Source organism: Pseudomonas sp. PSKL.D1, from assembly GCF_028898945.1.
In the GTDB taxonomy this organism is placed as follows: Bacteria; Pseudomonadota; Gammaproteobacteria; order Pseudomonadales; family Pseudomonadaceae; genus Aquipseudomonas.
The window spans coordinates 789,905-811,859 of record NZ_CP118607.1 but is presented as its reverse complement, the minus strand read 5'-3'; the positions used below and the strand labels follow the sequence as shown (position 1 = coordinate 811,859).

The 21,955-nt window shown below is 60.6% G+C and carries 17 protein-coding genes; 9 read left to right on the top strand and 8 right to left on the bottom strand.

Annotated elements, in window-relative coordinates; all coding sequences use genetic code 11:
• The first annotated feature begins 460 nt into the window (after window positions 1–460).
• From PVV54_RS03440 to PVV54_RS03405, 8 genes are all read left to right on the top strand, one after another.
• A complete protein-coding gene (locus tag PVV54_RS03440; protein ID WP_274908607.1) occupies window positions 461–1,849 on the top strand; it encodes a polynucleotide adenylyltransferase PcnB in 1,389 nt (462 codons plus the stop codon).
• The gene (folK, locus tag PVV54_RS03435; RefSeq protein WP_274908606.1) at window positions 1,846–2,325 is read left to right on the top strand and encodes a 2-amino-4-hydroxy-6-hydroxymethyldihydropteridine diphosphokinase; all 480 of its coding nucleotides are present in this window, start codon (window positions 1,846–1,848) and stop codon (window positions 2,323–2,325) included. The genes PVV54_RS03440 and folK overlap by 4 nt, the downstream gene beginning before the upstream one ends.
• 251 nt (window positions 2,326–2,576) lie before the next feature.
• A complete protein-coding gene (gene panB / locus PVV54_RS03430) occupies window positions 2,577–3,377 on the top strand; it encodes a 3-methyl-2-oxobutanoate hydroxymethyltransferase (protein WP_274908605.1) in 801 nt (266 codons plus the stop codon).
• Entirely contained in the window at window positions 3,374–4,237 is an 864-nt protein-coding gene (panC, locus tag PVV54_RS03425; protein WP_274908604.1) for a pantoate--beta-alanine ligase, read from the top strand. Before panB ends, panC begins: the two co-directional genes overlap by 4 nt.
• A 176-nt stretch (window positions 4,238–4,413) precedes the next feature.
• Complete coding sequence (gene pgi, locus PVV54_RS03420; RefSeq protein WP_274910380.1) at window positions 4,414–6,078, top strand: glucose-6-phosphate isomerase; 1,665 nt, start codon at window positions 4,414–4,416, stop codon at window positions 6,076–6,078.
• Window positions 6,079–6,253: 175 nt separating this feature from the next.
• The gene (gene acs, locus PVV54_RS03415) at window positions 6,254–8,188 is read left to right on the top strand and encodes an acetate--CoA ligase (RefSeq protein WP_274908603.1); all 1,935 of its coding nucleotides are present in this window, start codon (window positions 6,254–6,256) and stop codon (window positions 8,186–8,188) included.
• A gap of 40 nt (window positions 8,189–8,228) precedes the next feature.
• On the top strand, window positions 8,229–9,098 hold the full coding sequence (locus tag PVV54_RS03410) for an oxygenase MpaB family protein (protein WP_274908602.1): 870 nt from the start codon (window positions 8,229–8,231) through the stop codon (window positions 9,096–9,098).
• A 78-nt stretch (window positions 9,099–9,176) separates the two neighbouring features.
• Window positions 9,177–12,107 (top strand): DUF748 domain-containing protein, encoded by a 2,931-nt coding sequence (locus PVV54_RS03405; RefSeq protein ID WP_274908601.1) that lies wholly within the window; start codon window positions 9,177–9,179, stop codon window positions 12,105–12,107.
• Window positions 12,108–12,225: 118 nt separating this feature from the next.
• Here the strand turns inward: PVV54_RS03405 and PVV54_RS03400 are convergent, their stop codons facing one another.
• Complete coding sequence (locus PVV54_RS03400; protein WP_274908600.1) at window positions 12,226–12,639, bottom strand: VOC family protein; 414 nt, start codon at window positions 12,637–12,639, stop codon at window positions 12,226–12,228.
• 60 nt (window positions 12,640–12,699) lie between these two features.
• Here PVV54_RS03400 and PVV54_RS03395 point away from each other — a divergent pair, with 60 nt between their 5' ends.
• The gene (locus PVV54_RS03395) at window positions 12,700–13,002 is read left to right on the top strand and encodes a putative quinol monooxygenase (protein ID WP_274908599.1); all 303 of its coding nucleotides are present in this window, start codon (window positions 12,700–12,702) and stop codon (window positions 13,000–13,002) included.
• A 79-nt stretch (window positions 13,003–13,081) separates the two neighbouring features.
• On the opposite strand, the gene PVV54_RS03390 is transcribed toward PVV54_RS03395, so the two are convergent.
• From PVV54_RS03390 to nusA, 7 genes are all read right to left on the bottom strand, one after another.
• Window positions 13,082–13,432, bottom strand: coding sequence for a BON domain-containing protein (locus PVV54_RS03390; RefSeq protein ID WP_105948687.1), 351 nt, complete (start codon window positions 13,430–13,432; stop codon window positions 13,082–13,084).
• A 259-nt stretch (window positions 13,433–13,691) separates the two neighbouring features.
• A complete protein-coding gene (pnp, locus tag PVV54_RS03385; protein WP_274908598.1) occupies window positions 13,692–15,797 on the bottom strand; it encodes a polyribonucleotide nucleotidyltransferase in 2,106 nt (701 codons plus the stop codon).
• 249 nt (window positions 15,798–16,046) lie between these two features.
• Window positions 16,047–16,316: a 30S ribosomal protein S15 gene (gene rpsO / locus PVV54_RS03380; RefSeq protein WP_016391796.1), complete on the bottom strand. Its 270-nt coding sequence runs from the start codon at window positions 16,314–16,316 to the stop codon at window positions 16,047–16,049.
• A gap of 150 nt (window positions 16,317–16,466) precedes the next feature.
• The gene (gene truB, locus PVV54_RS03375) at window positions 16,467–17,384 is read right to left on the bottom strand and encodes a tRNA pseudouridine(55) synthase TruB (protein WP_274908597.1); all 918 of its coding nucleotides are present in this window, start codon (window positions 17,382–17,384) and stop codon (window positions 16,467–16,469) included.
• A 3-nt stretch (window positions 17,385–17,387) separates the two neighbouring features.
• Entirely contained in the window at window positions 17,388–17,786 is a 399-nt protein-coding gene (gene rbfA / locus PVV54_RS03370; RefSeq protein WP_274908596.1) for a 30S ribosome-binding factor RbfA, read from the bottom strand.
• Window positions 17,787–17,902: 116 nt separating this feature from the next.
• Complete coding sequence (gene infB / locus PVV54_RS03365) at window positions 17,903–20,437, bottom strand: translation initiation factor IF-2 (RefSeq protein WP_274908595.1); 2,535 nt, start codon at window positions 20,435–20,437, stop codon at window positions 17,903–17,905.
• A 27-nt stretch (window positions 20,438–20,464) separates the two neighbouring features.
• Window positions 20,465–21,946, bottom strand: a complete 1,482-nt coding sequence (nusA, locus tag PVV54_RS03360) for a transcription termination factor NusA (RefSeq protein WP_274908594.1) — start codon at window positions 21,944–21,946, stop codon at window positions 20,465–20,467.
• Between the last annotated feature and the right edge of the window lie 9 nt (window positions 21,947–21,955).

The window sequence follows — 21,955 nt, the reverse complement described above, 5'->3', positions numbered from 1 at the left end:
AGAACAAGACGAAACGGCTCACGCACAATAAAAACAAGACGGCGGAGGCGCAGCTAACTGATTCTTTTGGAGAGGATGCGTGTTTGGGGCTTGCCCCACGACCAGGCAGAGAACAACAAAAACTGCACTAAAAAGCAGCGCCTGAACTGGTTGGATCGATTGATCAGCATGACATCAGCGGCCAAAGCAATCCGTTTGCTCTTAACCCCTGGATTGGGGGTCGTCCACAAGCTTTGAGATTTGTGGGCAGGGCACTCAACAAAAACAAGAAGCCCAGCAAAAAAACAATAAGAGCACGCAACGACTTCTTGGGGAGCTTAGGCTCCCCTTGTCGTTTCTCCCTTCTGGCAGGCCATCCTGCTACCGCCTACACCATTCCCAGAGTAAATGCTAGAATCCCCGCCCATCATGCGGCCATTCTCCTATTCTTGGCCGAACATTCCTTCAAACAGTGCATCCCATGCTGAAGAAGCTGTTCCAGTCGTTCCGCCCTCCCGTACCGGGCCAGCACCACAGGCGCACCACGCCTGAGGTGATCAACAAGAGCCAACACTCGCTGCAGCGCCACCAGTTCAGCCGCCATGCGGTGAACATCGTCGAGCGCCTGCAGAGTGCGGGCTACCAGGCTTACCTGGTCGGTGGCTGTGTCCGCGACCTGATGCTTGGCATCACGCCCAAAGACTTCGACGTTGCCACCAGCGCCACGCCAGAGCAGGTACGCGCAGAGTTTCGCAATGCGCGCATCATTGGCCGCCGCTTCAAGCTGGTCCACGTGCACTTTGGCCGTGAAATCATCGAAGTCGCCACCTTCCGCGCGCCTCACTCGGAAGAGGACCAGGGTGACAGCCACCGCTCGTCGCACAACGCGAGCGGCCGCATCCTGCGCGACAACGTGTACGGCACCCTGGAAGAAGACGCGCAACGCCGTGACTTCACCATCAATGCCTTGTACTACTGTCCGGTCAACGAGCGCATTCTCGATTACGCCAACGGCGTGCACGACATTCGCAACCGCCTGCTGCGCCTGATCGGTGACCCGACCCATCGCTACCAGGAAGACCCGGTGCGCATGCTGCGCGCGGTGCGTTTCGCTGCCAAACTCGATTTCGGCATCGAGAAGCACACCTTCCAGCCGATCCGCAAACTGGCCCCGATGCTGCGCGAAATCCCGCCGGCACGCCTGTTCGAGGAATGCCTCAAGCTGTTCCTCTCCGGGCAAGGCGCCATTGCCTTCGAGATGCTGGTCGACCTGGAGCTGTTCGAGCCGCTGTTCCCTGCCAGTGCCCACGCGCTGGAAGAGCGCCCGACCTACACGCACACGCTGATCAGCCAGGCCCTGACCAACACCGACCTGCGCGTCAAACAAGGCAAGCCGGTCACCCCGGCCTTCCTGTTCGCCGCCCTGCTCTGGCCTGCCCTGCCAAGCCGCGTATTGCACCTGCAAAGCCAAGGCGTGCCGCCGATCCCCGCCATGAATGGCGCGGCGCACGACCTGATCGCCGAACAGTGCGCACGCATTGCCATCCCCAAGCGCTTCACCCTGCCTATCCGCGAAATCTGGGACATGCAGGAGCGCCTGCCACGGCGCAGCGGCAAACGCGCCGATGTGTTGCTCGACAACCCGCGTTTCCGTGCCGGTTACGACTTCCTGCTACTGCGCGAAAGCGCCGGGGAAGAAACCGATGACCTCGGCCAGTGGTGGACCGACTATCAGGACGCCCACGACAGCGAGCGCCGCGAGATGATCCGCGAGCTGGGCAGCCGTGATGAAGGCACCGGTGCCGGCCCGCGCAAACGCAAGCGCAGTGGCAGCAAGCGTAAACGTGGTGGCGAAGAGGCATTCGAGTGACCACGCGCGCCTTCATTGGCCTGGGCAGCAACCTGGACGAACCTGCCGAACAGTTGCGCAGTGCACTGCAGGCGCTCGACCAGGTGAGCGGCTCTCGCCTGGCGGCAGCCTCGGCGCTGTACACCAGCGAATCGCTGCTGCCTGGCCAGCCTCGCTACACCAACGCCGTCGCCGCACTGGATACATCGCTTGAACCGCTGGCCCTGCTCGATGCGCTGCAAGCCATCGAAAATGACCAGGGCCGTGTGCGTATGGAGCGCTGGGGCCCACGCACACTCGACCTGGACATCCTGCTGTTCGGTAATCAGGTCATCGACGTACCGCGCCTGCAAGTGCCGCATTACCACATGCATGCCCGCCCGTTCGTGCTGTACCCGCTGGCCGAACTAGTACCCGCCGATTTCCTGCTGGCCGACGGTCGCGCCCTCGCGCAGTTACTGCAAAATTGCCCGTTCGTCGGGCTGGAACGCCTGTAATACGGGCGTTTCGCAGGCCGGTAACGCCAGTAACACCTTGTTAGTAACAATGCGGTAACAGGGTGATTGACTTCCCACACCTCGCTCACGACTATAGGCGTCCCGTGTGGCACCAAAGTGCCGCATACCCGTATTTAGGCCCGGACGGACCTGAGCCCGAACATCACACACGATGATGTGCCGCTCCGGAAGATGACTACACCCGTTGTTTGCAGTCGTTTTTTATAGCGCCTGAACGAGGATTTTCCTACATGCCTGACGTTACCCTGACCACCCTGCACGGCCTCAAGGCCAAGGGTGAAAAGATCACCATGCTGACCTGCTACGACGCGACCTTCGCCAAAGCTGCCAGCCAGGCCGGTGTCGAAGTGTTGCTGGTGGGTGACTCCCTTGGCATGGTCCTGCAGGGCCATGACAGCACCCTGCCCGTCACCACGGCAGAAATGGCTTACCACACCGCTTGCGTCAAACGCGGCAACGACGGCGCGCTGATCCTCGCCGATTTGCCGTTCATGGCCCATGCCACGCCTGAACAAGCCTTTGCCAACTGCGCCACGTTGATGCAGGCCGGCGCCCAGATGATCAAGCTCGAAGGCGCTGCCTGGCTGGCCGAAACCATTCGCCTGCTGGCCGAACGAGGCGTGCCGGTGTGCGCGCACATGGGCCTGACCCCACAAACCGTCAATGTGCTGGGTGGCTACAAGGTACAAGGCCGCCAGGAGGCACAAGCCCGCCAGATGCGCGCCGACGCCATCGCACTGGAACAGGCTGGCGCTGCCATGCTGCTGCTTGAATGCGTGCCCAGCGAGCTGGCTGCGGAAATCACCCAGGCAGTGGGTATTCCGGTAATCGGCATTGGCGCAGGCAGCGCCACCGATGGCCAGGTGCTGGTACTGCACGACATGCTCGGCCTGTCGCTCAGTGGCCGGGTACCGAAGTTCGTCAAAAACTTCATGCTTGGCCAGCCTGACATCCAGGGCGCACTCGCCGCTTACGTCAAAGCGGTCAAAGAGGTCAGCTTCCCGGGCATCGAACACGGGTTCAGCGCATGATCACAGTCAACACCGTCCACGAGCTGCGCGCAGCCGTTGCGCAAGCGCGCGGGCAAGGCAAGCACATCGGCTTCGTGCCGACCATGGGCAATCTGCACAATGGCCATGCCACACTGGTGACCCGGGCCGCCCAGCGGGCCGACTTCGTGGTGGCCAGCATCTTCGTCAACCCGCTGCAATTCGGCGCCAACGAAGACCTGGACAAGTACCCACGCACCCTGGCTGCCGACCAGCAGCGCTTGCAAGAAGCCGGTTGCAACCTGCTCTTCGCGCCTACCGTCGAAGAGATGTACCCGGATGGCATGAGCGTGCAGACCCGCGTCAGCGTGCCCAACCTGTCCGAAGGCCTGTGTGGCGCCAGCCGACCGGGTCATTTCGAAGGCGTGGCAACCGTGGTCAGCAAACTGTTCAACATGGTGCAGCCAGACCTTGCCGTGTTTGGTGAAAAGGACTACCAGCAACTGGCGGTAATTCGCGCCATGGTGCGTGACTTGAACATGCCGATCCAAATCATCGGCGAGCCGACCGTGCGTGCCGAGGACGGTTTGGCGCTGTCGTCGCGCAACGGTTACCTGACGCCCGAGCAACGTGCCACGGCGCCTGTGGTGTATCGCACACTCAAGCACATCGGTAACGCCATCGCCCATGGGCAGGTGGATTTCCCGGCATTGATTGAAGAAGGCAAGGCACAGCTGGTCGCCGCCGGCTTGCGCCCGGACTATCTGGAGGTGCGGCATGCGGTCAACCTGCGCCCTGCGGCCTTTGGCGATCGGGATCTCGTCATTCTGGTAGCCGCTTATTTGGGTAACACTCGGTTGATCGACAACCTATATCTGCATTTGGACGAGAAGACCGCATAAGGTCATGGGGCCGCTCTGCGGCCCCAATCGGCTTAACTGACTGGCATTACGCAAAGCCACCAAATTCCCTCCCCCCCATTCCCAGCGCCAGACCTTTGCCTATAATGATGGCCAGCCTGAACCCGGCAACCACTGCCCTGTCCAAGGCCACACCACGCATCAAGGAATTCTGCGCAATGGCGTATTACCGTACACCCCACGATGTTACGGCCCTGCCTGCCTGGCAGGCACTCCAGCAACACCGCGACGCCATGCAAGGCTTCAGCATGCGCGAAGCCTTCGCTGCCGATGCCAAGCGCTTCGACCAGTTCTCCCTGAGCAGCTGCGGGTTGTTCCTCGACTATTCGAAAAACCTCATCACCGAAGAAAGCCGTGAGCTGCTGGTGAAGCTGGCCGAAGAGGTCGGCCTGCAGGACGCGATCAAGTCGATGTTCAGCGGTGAAATCATCAACGGCTCCGAAGGCCGCCCGGTTCTGCACACCGCCCTGCGCCGCCCGGTGGGCGACAAGCTCAGCGTCAACGGCGTGAACGTGATGCCGGAAGTGCACAAGGTGCTCAACCAGATCACCGAGCTGGTGGGCCGCATCCACGACGGCCTGTGGCGTGGCTACAGCGAAAAGCCGATCACCGACGTGGTGAACATCGGTATCGGTGGCTCGTTCCTCGGCCCTGAGCTTGTGTCCGAAGCCCTGCTGCCTTACGCCCAGCGCGGTGTGCGCTGCCACTATCTGGCGAACATCGACGGCAGTGAGTTCCATGAGCTGTCGGCCAGCCTGCGCGCCGAAACCACACTGTTCATCGTGTCGTCGAAGTCGTTCAACACGCTCGAGACCCTTAAAAACGCCATGGCCGCACGTACCTGGTACCTGGCTCAGGGTGGTTCGGAAGCCGAGCTGTATCGCCACTTCATTGCCGTTTCCAGCAACAAGGCCGCGGCGGTGGCCTTCGGCATCCGTGAAGAGAACATCTTCCCGATGTGGGACTGGGTAGGCGGGCGCTATTCGCTGTGGTCGGCCATCGGCCTGCCGATTGCACTGGCCATTGGCACTGCCAACTTCAAGGAGCTGCTGTCGGGCGCCTACACCATGGACCAGCACTTCCAGACCGCGCCGTTCGACAAGAACATGCCGGTGCTGCTGGCCCTGCTTGGCGTTTGGTACGGCAACTTCTGGGGCGCCCGGAGCCACGCGATCCTGCCGTACGACCACTACCTGCGCAACATCACCAAGCACCTGCAGCAGTTGGACATGGAGTCAAACGGCAAAAGTGTACTGACCGACGGCACACCGGTGAAAACCGATACCGGCCCGGTAATCTGGGGCGGCGTAGGTTGCAACGGCCAACACGCTTACCACCAGTTGCTGCACCAAGGCACCCAGCTGATCCCGGCGGACTTCATCGTCCCGGTGGTGAGCTTCAACCCGGTGGCTGACCACCATCAGTGGCTTTATGCCAACTGCCTGTCGCAGAGCCAGGCGCTGATGCAGGGCAAGACGCGCGAAGAGGCCGAAGCAGAACTGCGCCAGAAGGGCCTGAACGAGGCAGACATCGAGAAGCTGGCCCCGCACAAGGTGATCCCGGGCAACCGCCCGAGCAACACCTTGGTAGTCGAGCGTATCAGCCCACGTCGCCTGGGCGCACTGGTGGCCATGTATGAGCACAAGGTGTTCGTGCAGAGCGTCATCTGGGGCATCAACGCCTTCGACCAATGGGGTGTGGAGCTGGGTAAAGAGCTGGGCAAAGGTGTTTACCAGCGCCTGGTCGGCAGCCTGGAAGACAGTGCCGAAGATGGCTCTACTCAAGGCCTGATCAACTACTTCCGCGGCCGCCATCGCGGTTGACCTGTGATGGCTGAAGCCGCTCCTACAGGCTTGCGCGTTTCCTGTAGGAGCGGCTTCAGCCGCGATGAGGCCTGACCTGCCTACATATAACCATCGGAACACCCCCACGCACTACACTGTCTTATCGAATAGCCGTTGCTGTCCATCGCCCCTCACAAGAGCAGGACCACCCGCCATGTTCGATATCAAGCAGTACCCCCAGGCCTTGGCCGTCAGCCAGTCGGCCACCCTCTCCGACGACGACTACCGCCGCCTCTACCGCCAGTCAGTCGATCACCCGGACACCTTCTGGGCCGAGCAGGCCAAACGCCTGGACTGGATCAAACCCTGGTCGAGCGTGCAGCAAAGCGACCTGAAAACAGGCATGGCCCGCTGGTTCGACGGCGGTCAGCTCAACGTCAGCTACAACTGCATTGACCGCCACCTGGCCAAGCGCGGTGAACAAACAGCCCTGCTTTGGGAAGGCGACGACCCCAAGGACTCCAAACCCGTCACCTACCGCGAGCTGCATCGCGAAGTCTGCCGCCTGGCCAATGCCCTGAAAGCACGCGGGGTGAAGAAAGGCGACCGGGTGTGCATCTACATGCCAATGATCCCAGAAGCCGCCTACGCGATGCTGGCGTGCACGCGTATCGGCGCCATTCACTCGGTAGTGTTCGGTGGCTTCTCACCGGACGCCCTGCGTGACCGCATTCTTGATGCCGACTGCCGCACCGTCATCACTGCCGATGAGGGCATTCGTGGGGGCAAGCGCATCCCACTCAAACAGAACGTCGACAAAGCACTGGCCAGTTGCCCGGCGGTCAGCAGTGTGTTCGTGGTGCAGCGCACCGGTGGCGATGTGGCCTGGAGCGAGGGGCGCGACCTCTGGTATCACAAAGCCACCGAAAATGCCGGCGACGATTGCCCGCCCGAGCCGATGGATGCCGAAGACCCGCTGTTCATCCTCTACACCTCCGGCAGCACCGGCAAACCCAAAGGCGTGCTGCACACAACAGCCGGTTACCTGCTGCAAGCCACCATGACCTTCAAGGTGGTTTTCGACTACCGCGACGGCGAGGTGTTCTGGTGCACCGCCGACGTGGGTTGGGTTACGGGCCACAGCTACATCGTCTACGGCCCGCTGTCCAATGGCGCCATTTCACTGATGTTCGAAGGGGTGCCCAACTACCCCGACACATCGCGCTTCTGGCAGGTAGTCGACAAGCACCAGGTGAACATTTTCTACACGGCCCCCACTGCCCTGCGCGCATTGATGCGCGAAGGTTCCGGCCCTTTGCAAAGCACCTCGCGCAAGAGCCTGCGCCTGCTGGGCAGCGTCGGCGAACCGATCAACCCGGAAGCCTGGGAGTGGTACTTCGAAGAAGTGGGGCAAAAGCGCTGCCCCATCGTGGATACCTGGTGGCAGACCGAGACCGGCGGCATTATGCTGACCCCGCTGCCTGGTACGGAACGGCTCAAGCCCGGCTGCGCCACACAGCCGATGTTTGGCGTGCAGCCGGTGCTGCTGGACGACAAGGGCAAACTGATTGAAGGGCCCGGGGCTGGCCTGCTGGCTATCAAGGCCAGTTGGCCCGGGCAGATACGCAGCGTCTATGGTGACCACCAGCGCATGGTGGATACCTACTTCAAACCCATGCCCGGCTACTACTTCACCGGAGACGGGGCCCGCCGTGACGAGGATGGCGATTACTGGATCACTGGGCGTATTGATGATGTGATCAATGTATCCGGCCACCGCATTGGCACAGCCGAGGTGGAAAGTGCGCTGGTGCTGCACGACAGCGTGGCCGAGGCGGCCGTGGTCGGCTACCCCCACGACCTTAAGGGCCAGGGCGTGTACGCCTTCGTCACGACCATGAACGGCGTTACACCGGACGACGCGCTGAAGGCCGAACTGCTGGCTCTGGTCAGCAAGGAAATAGGCAGTTTCGCCAAGCCCGAGCTGATCCAGTGGGCGCCGGCTCTGCCCAAGACCCGCTCGGGCAAGATCATGCGGCGTATACTGCGCAAGATCGCCTGCAACGAACTCGACAACCTGGGCGATACGTCGACCTTGGCCGACCCCAGTGTGGTTCAAGGGTTGATCGACAAACGCCTCAATCAATAGCTGGCGGCGCCCCCATGCCCGCCCTGAACGACAGGTCGCCATGGAAGCCCTACGCCGCCGCATTGAAACCCAGGTCATGAGCCTTACCGGGCTGGCCCTCGGCCAGCTCGACCTGGAGTCCCCCAAAGGCGACCCGGGCCTGTTCGGCCCGCACAGCATCAGCTGGCGGGTGCATGGTGACTTCCCGAGCATGCTGGTTGGCGGTATCAGCGCGCTGATGCTGCAACTGCTGCATCCGCTTGCACTCGCGGGTGTGTGGGACCACTCCAACTTCCGTGAAGACCTGCTCGGGCGCCTGCGCCGTACCAGCCAGTTCATTTCCGGCACCACCTTCGGCTCCACCCGCGATGCCGAATGGCTGATCGAGAAGGTGCGCACCATTCACCTGCAGGTCACAGGGACCGCACTGGATGGACGGCCCTATGCTGCCAGCGACCCCGATTTGCTGACCTGGGTGCATGTGGCCGAGGTCAGCAGCTTCCTGGCAGCCCACCTGCGCTACCAAGACCCTCATTTGTCGCTCGCCGATCAAGACGCCTATTACGATGAAATCGCCCTGATCGCCGTACGCCTGGGGGCCAGGGACGTGCCGCGCTCCCGCAAACAGGTCGAAGCGTACATGCAATGCATGCGCCCACAACTGCGTTGCGACGCGCGCAGCCTTGAGGTGGTCGACATCCTGCTCAAGGCCCCAGCGCCCAGCCGCCTTGCCGAACCGGTGGGCAAACTGATGCTGCAAGCAGGTATCGACCTGATGCCGGAATGGGCGCAAACCATGCTGGGCCTCCAGTACAGCCCACTGCAGCAGCGCATGATCCGCCTGGGCCTGAAACGCACCGCCCCCATACTGCGCTGGGCCATGCGTGACGGCTCCGCCCACCGTGCGAAGCGTCGAATGGGCATTGAATGATCGGAATTGGTCGCCTCAGCGGAACCGATTTAACGTGCCATACTCCAAGCACTCCTGCTCCGACAGACGATGCGACACATGTACAAAGGATTGACTCGCGCCCTCGGCGCCGTGCTGGCTCTGGTAGCGCTCTACAGCCTGCTTGGTTTCTTCATTCTTCCCGGTGTCGCCCTGCGCATCACCAACCAGCAACTGGCTCAATACGCCACGGTGCCTGCACAGCTGCAACGCATTGAACTCAACCCTTTCAGCCTTGAGTTGACCTTGTGGGGCCTGCAGATCGGCGAACCCGGCAAGGAACAGGTGGGCTTTGAGCGGCTGTATGCCAACCTGGCCCTCGACAGCCTGTGGAGCGGTGCCCTGCACCTGCAGGCTGTCGAACTCGACAAGCCACGCAACGAGGTGGTCTTTGCCAAAGATGGCACGCTCAACCTCACGCAACTGTTCAAACTGCCCCCCAGCGAAGCTAAACCCGAAGCGCCGCCAAGCGACCCATTCCCGTTGCGCATCGGCAGCATCAAGCTCAGTGGCGGCTACCTGCATTTTGCTGACCAGCGCCCGAGCGAGCCGATCGAATTCATCTACGACGACATGAACCTGGAGCTGAAAAACCTCAGCACCCTGCCAGACGACAACGCCGACATGACGCTGGTGGCCAAGGGCCCCAACGGCGGGCAAGTCGACTGGAGCGGCACGTTGAGCCTGGCCCCTATTGCGTCGGAAGGCACGCTCAAGGTCACCGACGGCAAGATGAAGCTGTTCTGGCCCTATGTTCGGGATGCCGTGCCGCTGGTACTTGAAGATGGCGTATTCAACCTCGACACCCACTACAAGCTAAACCTGTCCAAAACCACCGAGCTGCTGCTGGATAAAACCTCGTTACGCATCGCCCCCTTCGCTATCAAAGCGCCTGACGGGCGGCCATTGGCACGCCTGGCCAACCTTGAGGTGAGCGAAACGTCCATCGACTTGGCCAAACAGCTGGTGACGGTGGGCAAAGTCCACAGTGAAAAGCTTGAAACCTGGGCAGCACTGGAAGCTGACGGCCAGCTCGACTGGCAAAAGCTGTTCGCCAGCCAACCGTCCAAGGCCACACCGGCGGAAAAGGCCGAACCGGCCGCCGCCGAGCCCACGTCCGAGGAAAAGGCTGCCAAAGAGCCCAGCAAACCCTGGCAAGTACTGCTGAAAGACGTGCAACTGCGCAACTACCTCGTGCATCTGGCCGACCGCAGCCAGAAAGAGCCGGTGGCACTGGATGTCGGCCCGCTGAACCTCGACATGCAGGGTTTCGACAGCCTCAACCAGTCGCCCTTCACCCTCAAGCTGGACACGGGTATTGGCAAACAGGGCAAACTGCAGGCTGCTGGCCAAGTCAACCTGGCGCCGGTCACGGCCAAGCTGGATGTTAGCACCCGCGACATCGACCTGCGTATCGCCCAAGCGTACATCAGCCCGTTCATCCGCCTGGAGCTGCGCAGCGGCATGTTTGCCAGCGACCTCAAGGTCGACCTCAAAAGCACCGAACCGCTGGCATTCACTGTGGGCGGCAAGGCCCAGGTCAGCCAGTTGCACACCCTGGATACGATCAAAGACCGCGACTTCGTCAAATGGCAGCAGGTGGATGTGGATGGCATTTCCTACGTGCATGGCGATGCCTTGGCCATCGACAAGGTCACCCTGCTACAACCTTACGCCCGCTTCATCATCAACGAAGACCGCACCACCAACGTCGATGACCTGCTGATTCCACAACCGGCAAGCGCCCCGGCCGCCAATTCGAGCAAATCCGTCAGTGCCAGCAAGCCACTCGGCATCCGCATCGGCCAGATCAGCATCAACGACGGTTCAGCCAACTTTGCCGACCTCACGCTCACACCTAATTTCGCCACCGCTGTGCAACAGCTCAACGGCCAGATCGGCACCATCGACAACCGCAAGCCGGCGCCTGCCAAGGTCGATATCAAAGGCAAGGTGGACCGCTATGCACCGGTCACCATCAAAGGTGCGCTGAACCCGTTCAACCCGCTGGCCAGCCTGGACATCGCCACCAGTTTCAAGCGGGTCGAGTTGACCACGCTGACGCCCTACTCCGGCAAATTCGCCGGTTTCCGCATCCGCAAGGGCAGGCTGAATCTGGACCTGCATTACCTGATCACCAACGGCCAGCTGAAGGCCGAAAACAAGGTGGTGGTCGAGCAATTGCAACTGGGTGAGAAAGTCGACAGCCCGGATGCTGTGGACCTGCCCATCCGCCTGGCGGTGGCATTGCTCAAAGACACCGAAGGCAAGATTTCGATCGAACTGCCGGTAACCGGTGACCTCAACAACCCGCAATTCAGCGTCATGCCGATTGTTTGGCAGACGCTGCGCAACCTGGTGCTGCGCGCAGCCCAGGCACCATTCAAGTTCATTGGCGGGCTGATTGCAGGCGGTGGCTCCGAAGACTTGGGTACCGTAGCTTTCGCCCCCGGTTCCAGCGAACTTAGCGGCGATGCCCGCTCGGCGCTGGACAAGCTTGCAGCGGCATTGAGCCAACGCCCTGAACTACGCCTGGAGATCGAAGGCACCAGTGCCCAGAGCAGTGACGGGCCACTGATTGCCCAGCAGCGCCTGGAACGCGAATACCAGGCCACCTGGTACAAGATCCTGCAGCGCCGGGGTGACAAAGTGCCGGCAAACGCGTCGATGCTGGTGGTCGACGACAGCGACAAGCCAGCCATGCTCGAAGGCATCTACCGTACCCGTCTGAAGCAACAACCGCCGGCAGAATGGCAAGAGCTGAGCCGCGACGAACGCACCACCAAACTGCGCGAGGCAGTCATCAAGTCGTGGGCAGAAAGTGCCGCCCTGCTGCGTACGCTGGGGCAGGAGCGGGCGAGCAGCATCAAGGACTACCTGGTCGACAAGGGCAAGCTGGAGGATGACCGGGTGTATTTCATTGATACCAGCCTGGGACAGGCTGAGAAAGATGGGCGTGTGGTTACGCCAATGCATCTGGATGCTGAATAATTTCTGCCAGCAGGCTCGGCCTCTTCGCGGCTAAAGCCGCTCCTACAGGGATAGCGTGTGCGTTGGTTTACGCAATCCCTGTAGGAGCGGCTTTAGCCGCGATGAGGCCGGCACAGGTTCAAGCCAACCGCTGCCCCGACACCGCTGGGTGATACAGCGGCTGTACCTTGTTGCCGGCCGGGTCCAGCAAATGGAAACTGCGCGCCCCATCCCCGTGGTTGAACGGCCTGTCCAGCAGGGTAACACCCACCGCCTTGAAGTACTGGTACCACTGCTCCAGCTCCTCGACGCTGTCGACGATAAAACCATAGTGATCCAACGTCTGCAGGCCATTCGCAGCACCCGCGCCGCGCCCCAGTGACAGGTTATCGTTGCCGCAAGTCAGGTACACCAGGTCTTCGTTGGCACGGTTCAACACCTCCATGCCCATCACATCGACATAAAACCGCTCGCACTCCTCCAGGTTAGGTACCAGCAAGGCAATGTGACGCAGGCCATTCAAGCGGCCAGGGCGGGTAGGTAAATCAGACATTGGCGCAGCTCCATTTTTGTATACAATTCTGATTAGAATTTAAAACAAAAGGATCTGCTTGTGTACAGTTTGTTCATCAAGACACGCGTTAAGCCCGGTTGCGCCGATCAATTCCTATCGGCCATCAACGTCAACGCCGCTGCGTCGGTGGCTTCAGAACCGGGTTGCCTGGTGTTCGATGTGTCCCAGGACCGATTGGACCAGGATGTGATCTATCTCTACGAAATCTACCAGGACGACGCAGCCTACGAGGCGCATACCCAAACGGCGCACTTCCGCGACAGCCGGCCGCTGGTCGAACCTCTGATCATCGAACAAGAGTGCTTCGAGAGTGATGTCATCGCCCGCAACCCGGTTTACTGATACCAACGAAAAGCCCCGGCTTGGGGCCGGGGCTTTTCGTGAATAGGTGGCCAAATCCATTTGGCCGACGGGACATCCCTTACTCGGACTTCAGGCCATCAGCCGATACGGCCTGAACGCCTTTGATTTTCTTGGCGATGGCTACAGCCATCTCTTTCTGTGCATCGGTGATGGCCACTTCGGACGATAGCGACACAACACCTTTGTTGGTTTCAACCTTGATGTCACTGCCTGGCACACCTTTCTCGGTCATCAGGTCAGCTTTGACCTTGGTGGTGATCCAAGTATCGGAGGTAGCTTCCTTGGCTTTGGTCACCTCACCGGCCGCCAGCGTCATCGGGGCCTGGGTCGACTGTTGGGCAAAAGCCGCGTTAGCCATGGTCAGGGTCAGAGCGGTAGCAGTAGCGGCAGCAATGGCGAACTTCTTCATGTGGGTCACTCCTGTTTTTCGAAAGGTCTGCGCCGTGTGTCCTGGCGGCAGGTATGAAGGTAGTTGCACGCGCTGTGCCAGCTTTTGATTTTGTTTATATTCCTTATAAATCAAATACTTATAAAAACAATCACAATCAGGATGTCGTGCAATTTGCAATCTGCGCTGTAGTGCTGCGTGCAAGATGCAAGTCCGCAAAAGGTTCCTGGCAGGCAACAAAAAAGGGCCCTAAGGCCCTTTTCTGTTTTACATCAGTCGTTTAGACGCCCGAAGCCTTGGCTGCGGCAACGTCCTTGATCGACAGCTTGATACGGCCGCGGTTGTCCACGTCCAGTACCAGCACTTCTACTTCCTGGCCTTCTTTCAGCACGTCGGTGACTTTCTCTACGCGCGCATCGCTGAGCATGGAGATGTGCACCAGGCCGTCTTTGCCCGGCAGAATGTTCACGAAGGCGCCGAAGTCGACGATACGCTCGACCTTGCCCACGTAAATCTTGCCGATTTCAGCTTCTGCAGTGATGCCCAGGATGCGCTGCTTGGCAGCATCAGCAGCTTCCTTGGTTTCGCCGAAGATCTTGATCGAGCCGTCGTCTTCGATGTCGATCGAAGCCTTGGTTTCTTCGCAGATGGCGCGAATGGTGGCGCCGCCTTTACCGATAACGTCACGGATCTTGTCGGTGTCGATCTTCATCGCGATCATGGTCGGGGCGTTGGCCGACAGCTCGGTACGCGACTCACCGATGATCTGGTTCATCTGGCCGAGGATGTTCAGGCGCGCTTCCAGGGCCTGGCCCAGGGCGATTTCCATGATCTCTTCGGTGATGCCGTTGATCTTGATGTCCATCTGCAGCGCGGTAACACCCTTGGCGGTACCGGCAACCTTGAAGTCCATGTCGCCCAGGTGGTCTTCGTCACCCAGGATGTCGGTCAGAACTGCGAATTTCTCGCCTTCTTTTACCAGGCCCATGGCGATACCGGCAACCGGCGCCTTCATCGGCACACCGGCGTCCATCAGTGCCAGGGAAGCACCGCAGACCGAAGCCATGGAGCTGGAACCGTTGGACTCAGTGATTTCCGAAACCACACGAATGGTGTACGGGAACACGTCAGCGGCAGGCAGCATGGCCTGGACCGAGCGACGGGCCAGACGGCCGTGACCGATTTCACGACGGCCAGCACCACCCATGCGGCCACACTCGCCAACCGAGAACGGCGGGAAGTTGTAGTGCAGCATGAACGGGTCTTTCTTCTCGCCTTCGAGGGTGTCCAGCAGCTGGGCATCACGGGCAGTACCCAGGGTCGCAACGACCAGGGCTTGGGTTTCGCCACGGGTGAACAGTGCCGAGCCGTGAGTTTTCGGCAGTACGCCGACTTCGATGTTCAGCGGGCGAACGGTCTTGGTATCACGGCCATCGATGCGCGGCTTGCCGTTGACGATGTTTTCGCGAACGGTGCGGTATTCGATTTCGCCGAAGATTTCTTTGACTTCGGATGCCGATGGCTGGCCTTCTTCACCGGAGAACTTGGCGATCGCCTGATCGCGCAGCTCGCCCAGGCGCGCATAACGGTCGGCCTTGACGGTGATGGTGTAGCCCTGCGAAACGCCTTCGCCGAACTCGGCGCGGATGGCATTGAACAGCTCGGTGTTGGCAACAGCCGGTTTCCAGTCCCAGGTCGGCTTACCGGCTTCGGCAGCCAGTTCTTTGACAGCCTGGATAACGGCCTGGAATTCGTCGTGGGCGAACAGCACGGCGCCCAGCATCTGGTCTTCGGTCAGCTCTTGGGCTTCCGATTCAACCATCAGCACGGCGTCAGAGGTACCGGCCACGACCATGTCCAGGCTCGAGGCAGCCAGTTGCTCGTAAGTCGGGTTCAGCAGGTAGCCGGTGCTTTCGTGGAAAGCAACACGGGCAGCGCCGATCGGGCCTTCAAACGGAATGCCGGAGATTGCCAGGGCAGCCGAGGTACCGATCATCGCAGCGATGTCCGGGTCGGTCTTCTTGCTGGTGGAAACCACGGTGCAGACGACCTGGACTTCGTTCATGAAGCCTTCAGGGAACAGCGGGCGGATCGGGCGGTCGATCAGGCGCGAGGTCAGGGTCTCTTTCTCGGAAGGACGGCCTTCACGCTTGAAGAAACCACCTGGGATCTTGCCGGCAGCGTAGGTTTTTTCCTGGTAGTGGACCGACAGCGGGAAGAAGCCCTTGCCTGGGTCGGCCTGCTTGGCGCCAACCACGGTCACCAGCACGGTGACATCGTTGTCGACGGTAACCAGCACAGCGCCGGTCGCCTGACGGGCAATACGGCCCGTTTCGAGAGTAACGGTCGATTGACCGAACTGGAATTTCTTGATTACCGGGTTCACGGTTTCCTACCTTTTTCAGTGGCTCTGGGGGAACTGGTTTCTTGCGAATTCTTGGGCAGAACGGGGAATCGGCCCCATTGACCGTCCAGATACAACACGAGGCTGGGAGCCTGGCAGCTGTGCGGAAATCCGCTCAGCGAAGCCAGGCTGCCAACCTCGGAGATACGCGTGGCGTGCCCGACGGCAACGCTGCAAAGCAGCCTTGCCGACGCATGCGACACGCCATGCACACCACTGACCAGGCCGCTATTAGCGACGCAGGCCCAGGCGACCGATCAGGGCGCTGTAACGAGTGGTGTCTTTGCCCTTCAGGTAGTCCAGCAGCTTACGACGCTGGTTAACCATACGGATCAGACCACGACGCGAGTGGTGGTCTTTGTCGTTGGCCTTGAAGTGACCTTGCAGCTTGTTGATGTTCGCGGTCAGCAGAGCAACCTGAACTTCCGGGCTACCAGTGTCGCCAGCAGCTTGCTGGTAGTCGGCAACGATTTGAGCTTTTTCTTCAACGCTGAGGGCCATGAGGCTTCTCCTGATTAAACGGATCCCGCAAGCGGGGTCCAATAGGCCAGGGACAATGCCCTGTATTAATAAAATGAGGTGTGACCGTGCCTACTGACAGCCACCCTCGGTACCACTCGCTTCAGCCTAAGCCTTGGCCAGTGGTTTCGGTCATTCCGACCGAATCAGCCGACGCGGCGCAATGCGCCCGTCTTCGCTCACTTCACCGATACCGATGAAGCGACCATCGTGATCTTGTACGCGGACCATACCAAACTGCGGGGCGTCCGGCGCACGCACTGCCTGGCCATGCAGCCAGTAGAAAGCACTGTGCTCGGATAGGCACACCAGTGGCCAGTCCTGCAGCCCGCTGTCGCTCGGCATCAGGAAGCGATCGAGCGCTTCGTTGCCGCCTTCGGCATGGGCCTGCTCGAGTTCCTCGAGGGTCACCGTCTGTGCCAGCGCGAACGGCCCGGCCTGGGTCCGACGCAGCTCTGCGACATAAGCACCACAGCCCAAGGCCTCGCCGATATCCTCCACTAAAGTGCGGATATAGGTGCCTTTGCTGCAGCCAACCGACAGCCGCGCACGGGTGCCCTCACACTCAAGCAACTCCAAGCGGCCAATAGTAACAGAACGCGCCTCACGCTCCACTACCTCTCCTGCACGTGCCAACTTGTACAGCGGCTGGCCATCACGCTTGAGAGCAGAGTACATCGGCGGTACCTGAAGGATTTCACCGCGAAAACGCGGGATCACAGCCTCGATATCGGCGCGACCAACGGTCACCTCGCGAGTCTGCAGCACTTCACCTTCAGCATCGGCCGTGGTCGTAGTCTGCCCCATCTGCATGACGGTTTCGTAGCCCTTGTCGGAATCCAACAGGTACTGCGAAAACTTGGTTGCCTCACCAAAGCACAGAGGCAAAACGCCGGTGGCCAACGGATCGAGGCTGCCCGTGTGGCCGGCTTTCTCGGCGTTCAACAGCCAACGGACTTTCTGCAACGCGGCGTTGGAGGTAAAGCCCAGCGGCTTGTCGAGCAGGATGATGCCGCTGACATTGCGGCGGATTCGTTTGACCTGGGCCACCGCTTACTCCTCGGTGTCCGGCTTGTCAGCATCCTTGTGCAGGCGGTCTTCGGCCACCGCACGCTCGATCAGCGCCGACAGGTGGACACCACGGCTGACGCTTTCATCGAAGTGGAAGTGCAATTGAGGCACGCTGCGCAGTTGCATCGAGCGGCCCAAATGCAGGCGCAAGAAGCTGGCGGCACTGTTCAGCGCCTTGAGCGATTGCTGCACGGCGTCCGGCGTTTCTTCACCCATGACGGTGATGAAGACCTTGGCGTGGCCCAGGTCTCGGCTGACATCGACGGCGGTGATGGTCACCAGGCCGACGCGCGGGTCTTTGACTTCACGGCGGATCAGCTCTGCCAGCTCGCGCTGCATCTGATCACCGATTCGTTGGGTACGGCTGTATTCTTTTGCCATTCTTGCTACCTGTAACTTAAAGCGGCAAACGCCCGGTCAGGCTGATGCCTGACCGGGCGTTACCTACCGAGGCGCAACCCACCGCCCTGGGGCGGGGGCTGGCGCCCTGCTCGCCCTTAAAGGGTACGAGCAACCTGGACTTTCTCGAAGACTTCGATCTTGTCGCCGACCTTGACGTCGTTGTAGCTCTTGACGCCAATACCGCACTCCATGCCGTTACGCACTTCGGCAGCGTCGTCCTTGAAGCGACGCAGCGATTCCAGCTCGCCTTCGAAGATAACCACGTCCTCGCGCAGTACGCGGATCGGACGGTTGCGGTAAACGGTACCCTCGATGACCATACAGCCAGCGATGGCGCCGAACTTCGGCGAACGGAACACGTCACGCACTTCGGCGACACCCAGAATGTTCTCGCGAACATCGCTGCCGAGCATGCCGGTCAGGGCCTTCTTGACGTCTTCGATGATGTCGTAGATCACGTTGTAGTAACGCATATCCAGACCTTCTTGCTCGACGATCTTGCGCGCGCCGGCATCGGCACGCACGTTGAAGCCGAACAGTACTGCATTCGAAGCCAGCGCCAGGTTGGCGTCGCTCTCGGTGATACCACCGACGCCGCCACCAATCACGCGTACCTGAACTTCGTCGTTGCCCAGGCCGCCGAGCGAGCCTTGCAGAGCCTCCAGAGAACCGCGCACGTCGGTCTTGAGGACGATGTTGAGGGTCTTCTTCTCTTCCTGACCCATGGTCTCGAAGATGTTTTCCAGCTTGCCGGCGTGAGCACGGGCCAGCTTGACTTCGCGGTACTTGCCTTGACGGAACAGGGCTACTTCACGCGCCTTCTTCTCGTCGGCAACCACGGACAGCTCGTCACCGGCTTCCGGGGTACCGTCCAGGCCGAGAATTTCGACCGGGATCGACGGGCCGGCTTCCTTCACAGGCTTGCCGTTCTCGTCGAGCATGGCGCGAACGCGGCCATAGTTGGAACCGCACAGGACCATGTCGCCCTGACGCAGAGTACCGTCCTGAACCAGGATGGTGGCAACCGGGCCGCGGCCCTTGTCCAGGCGCGATTCAACCACAACACCACGACCTGGGGCGGTCGGAGTGGCGGTCAGTTCGAGAATCTCGGCTTGCAGCAGAACAGCTTCGAGCAGCTCGTCAACGCCGGTGCCCATCTTCGCCGAAACCTTGACGAACGGAGTGTCACCACCCCAGTCCTCGGAGGTAACGCCTTCGACGGCCAGTTCGTTGCGGATGCGATCGAGGTCGGCACCCGGCTTGTCGATCTTGTTCACTGCAACAACCAGTGGAACGCCAGCAGCCTTGGCATGCTGAACGGCTTCGCGGGTTTGTGGCATCACGCCGTCGTCAGCCGCTACCACGAGGATGACGATGTCGGTGGCCTTGGCACCGCGGGCACGCATCTGGGTGAACGCAGCGTGGCCTGGGGTATCGAGGAAGGTGACCATACCGCGGTCGGTTTCCACGTGGTACGCACCGATGTGCTGGGTAATGCCACCGGCTTCGCCAGCCGCAACCTTGGCACGACGGATGTAGTCGAGCAGCGAGGTCTTACCGTGGTCAACGTGACCCATCACGGTAACAACCGGCGCACGCGACTCGGTCTGGCCTTCGAACTTCAGCGATTCTGCCAGGGAGTCTTCCAGGGCGGTATCGCTGACCAGGGTCACTTTGTGGCCCAGTTCTTCGGCGATCAGCTGAGCGGTTTCCTGGTCAAGCACCTGGTTGATGGTGACCGGAGTGCCCATCTTGAACATGAACTTGACGACTTCAGCGGCCTTGACCGACATCTGCTGTGCAAGCTCCGAAACCGTGATGGTCTCACCGATGGTCACGTCACGAATGACAGGACCGGTCGGGTTCTGGAAGCCATGCTGGTTACGCTTCTTCAGCTTGCTCTTGCCACCACGGCCACGACGAGCGCCATCGCTCTCTTCGTCGGTAGTGCGTGGAGCAGCGCGCGGAGTTGGTGCCTTTTCTTTCTCTTTGACCTTGACCTTGATCGACACACGCGGAGCCTCGCCACGACGACGATCGTCATCACGGGTGCGGCTTTCGTTGCGGCGGGTCTCGTCTTTCTTGCGCTCGGCAGCACGGGCAGCGGCGTCTTCGGACGCCGGGGCGTCGGCAACTACCGGAGCGGGTGCCGGGGCAGCGGCCGGAGCCGGTGCTGCCTTGGCCACTGGCGCAGGTGCTGCGGCAGGCGCTTCGGCTGCCTGACGGCGTGCCTGCTCTTCATTGCGCTGGCGAACCTCGGCCTCGACCTTGTCGCGAGCAGCATTTTCAGCCGCACGGCGCTCTTCCAGCTCACGCTTCTGCTCAGCCTGGATCTCTTCCGGGCTGCGCTGCACGAATACTTTCTTCTTGCGTACTTCTACGCTGATGCTCTTGCTACCGGCGACACGCAGGGTGCTGGTGGTCTTGCGCTGCAAGGTAATCTTGCGCGGCTCTTCCGCCTTGCTCTTGTGGCTGCTCTTCAAATGAGTCAGCAGGGTCTGCTTCTCATTGTCGGTCACTACCTGACCGGCGTCGGTGTGCGGCAGACCTGCCTCACGCATCTGCTGCAGCAGGCGCTCTACCGGTGCCTCGACCTCTTGGGCCAGTTCTTTCACCGTGACTTGCGTCATGCACTTCTCTCCTCAGGCCGCGCCTAATTACTCGAACCAGTGGGCTCGGGCGGCCATGATCAACTTGCCGGCACGCTCTTCGTCGATGCCGTCGATGTCGAGCAGGTCGTCAATCGACTGCTCGGCCAGGTCTTCGCGGTTAACCACGCCGCGCACCGCCAGTTCCGCTGCCAGGTCCTTGTCCATGCCCTCAAGGGAGAGCAGGTCTTCGGCCGGGTGGGCATCTGCCAGTTTTTCTTCGGTAGCGATGGCCTTGGTCAACAAACGGTCCTTGGCCCGAGCGCGAAGCTCATTGACGATATCCTCGTCAAAGCCATCGATGTTGAGCATTTCTTCCAACGGTACGTAGGCAATTTCTTCGAGGCTGGTGAAGCCTTCGTCGACCAGCACTTGTGCCAGCTCCTCGTCGACTTCCAGTTCATCGATGAAGTTACGCAGGATGTCGCCGGTTTCAGCCTGTTGCTTGGCCTGGATATCCTTCTCGGTCATTACGTTCAGGGTCCAGCCAGTCAGCTGACTGGCAAGGCGAACGTTCTGACCACCACGGCCAATGGCCTGGGCCAGGTTGTCTTCGCCAACGGCGATGTCCATGGCATGGGCATCTTCGTCAACAATGATCGCCGCCACTTCAGCCGGCGACATGGCATTGATAACGAATTGCGCCGGGTTCTCGTCCCAGAGGACGATATCCACACGCTCACCACCCAGCTCGCCGGATACGGCCTGGACGCGCGAACCGCGCATGCCGATGCAGGCACCTTGCGGGTCGATGCGCTTGTCCTTGGAGCGGACAGCGATCTTGGCACGCGAACCCGGATCACGGGAGGCGGCCATGACTTCGATGAGGCCTTCGGCGATCTCCGGCACTTCGATACGGAACAGCTCGATCAGCATCTGCGGCGCGGTACGCGACAGAATCAGCTGAGGGCCGCGGTTCTCAGTGCGGATTTCCTTGAGCAGTGCACGCAGGCGCACACCAACACGGAAGGTCTCACGTGGAATGATGTCTTCGCGGGCCAGCAGGGCCTCGGCGTTGTTACCCAGGTCAACGATGACGTTGTCACGGGTTACTTTCTTGACGGTGCCCGAGATGATCTCGTTCACACGCTCGCGGTAGGCGTCTACCACCTGGGCGCGCTCGGCCTCGCGGACCTTCTGCACGATGACCTGCTTGGCGGTCTGGGCGGCGATACGGCCGAACTCGATGGACTCGATCTTCTCTTCGATCACGTCGCCAATCTTGGCTTCAGGATGGGAGTCCTTGATCTTGTCCAGCCAGGTTTCGATCGCAGGATCGTCCAGGTCGTTTTCATCGACCACGGTCCAGCGACGGAAGGTCTCGTAGCTACCGGTGTGGCGGTTGATTTCCACACGCAGGTCGACTTCGTCCTCAAAACGTTTTTTGGTTGCAGTAGCCAGGGCCACTTCCAGCGCTTCGAAAATGACGCCGGGCGGTACACCTTTTTCGTTGGATACCGATTCAACAACCAGCAGTACTTCTTTGCTCATCGTACGCCT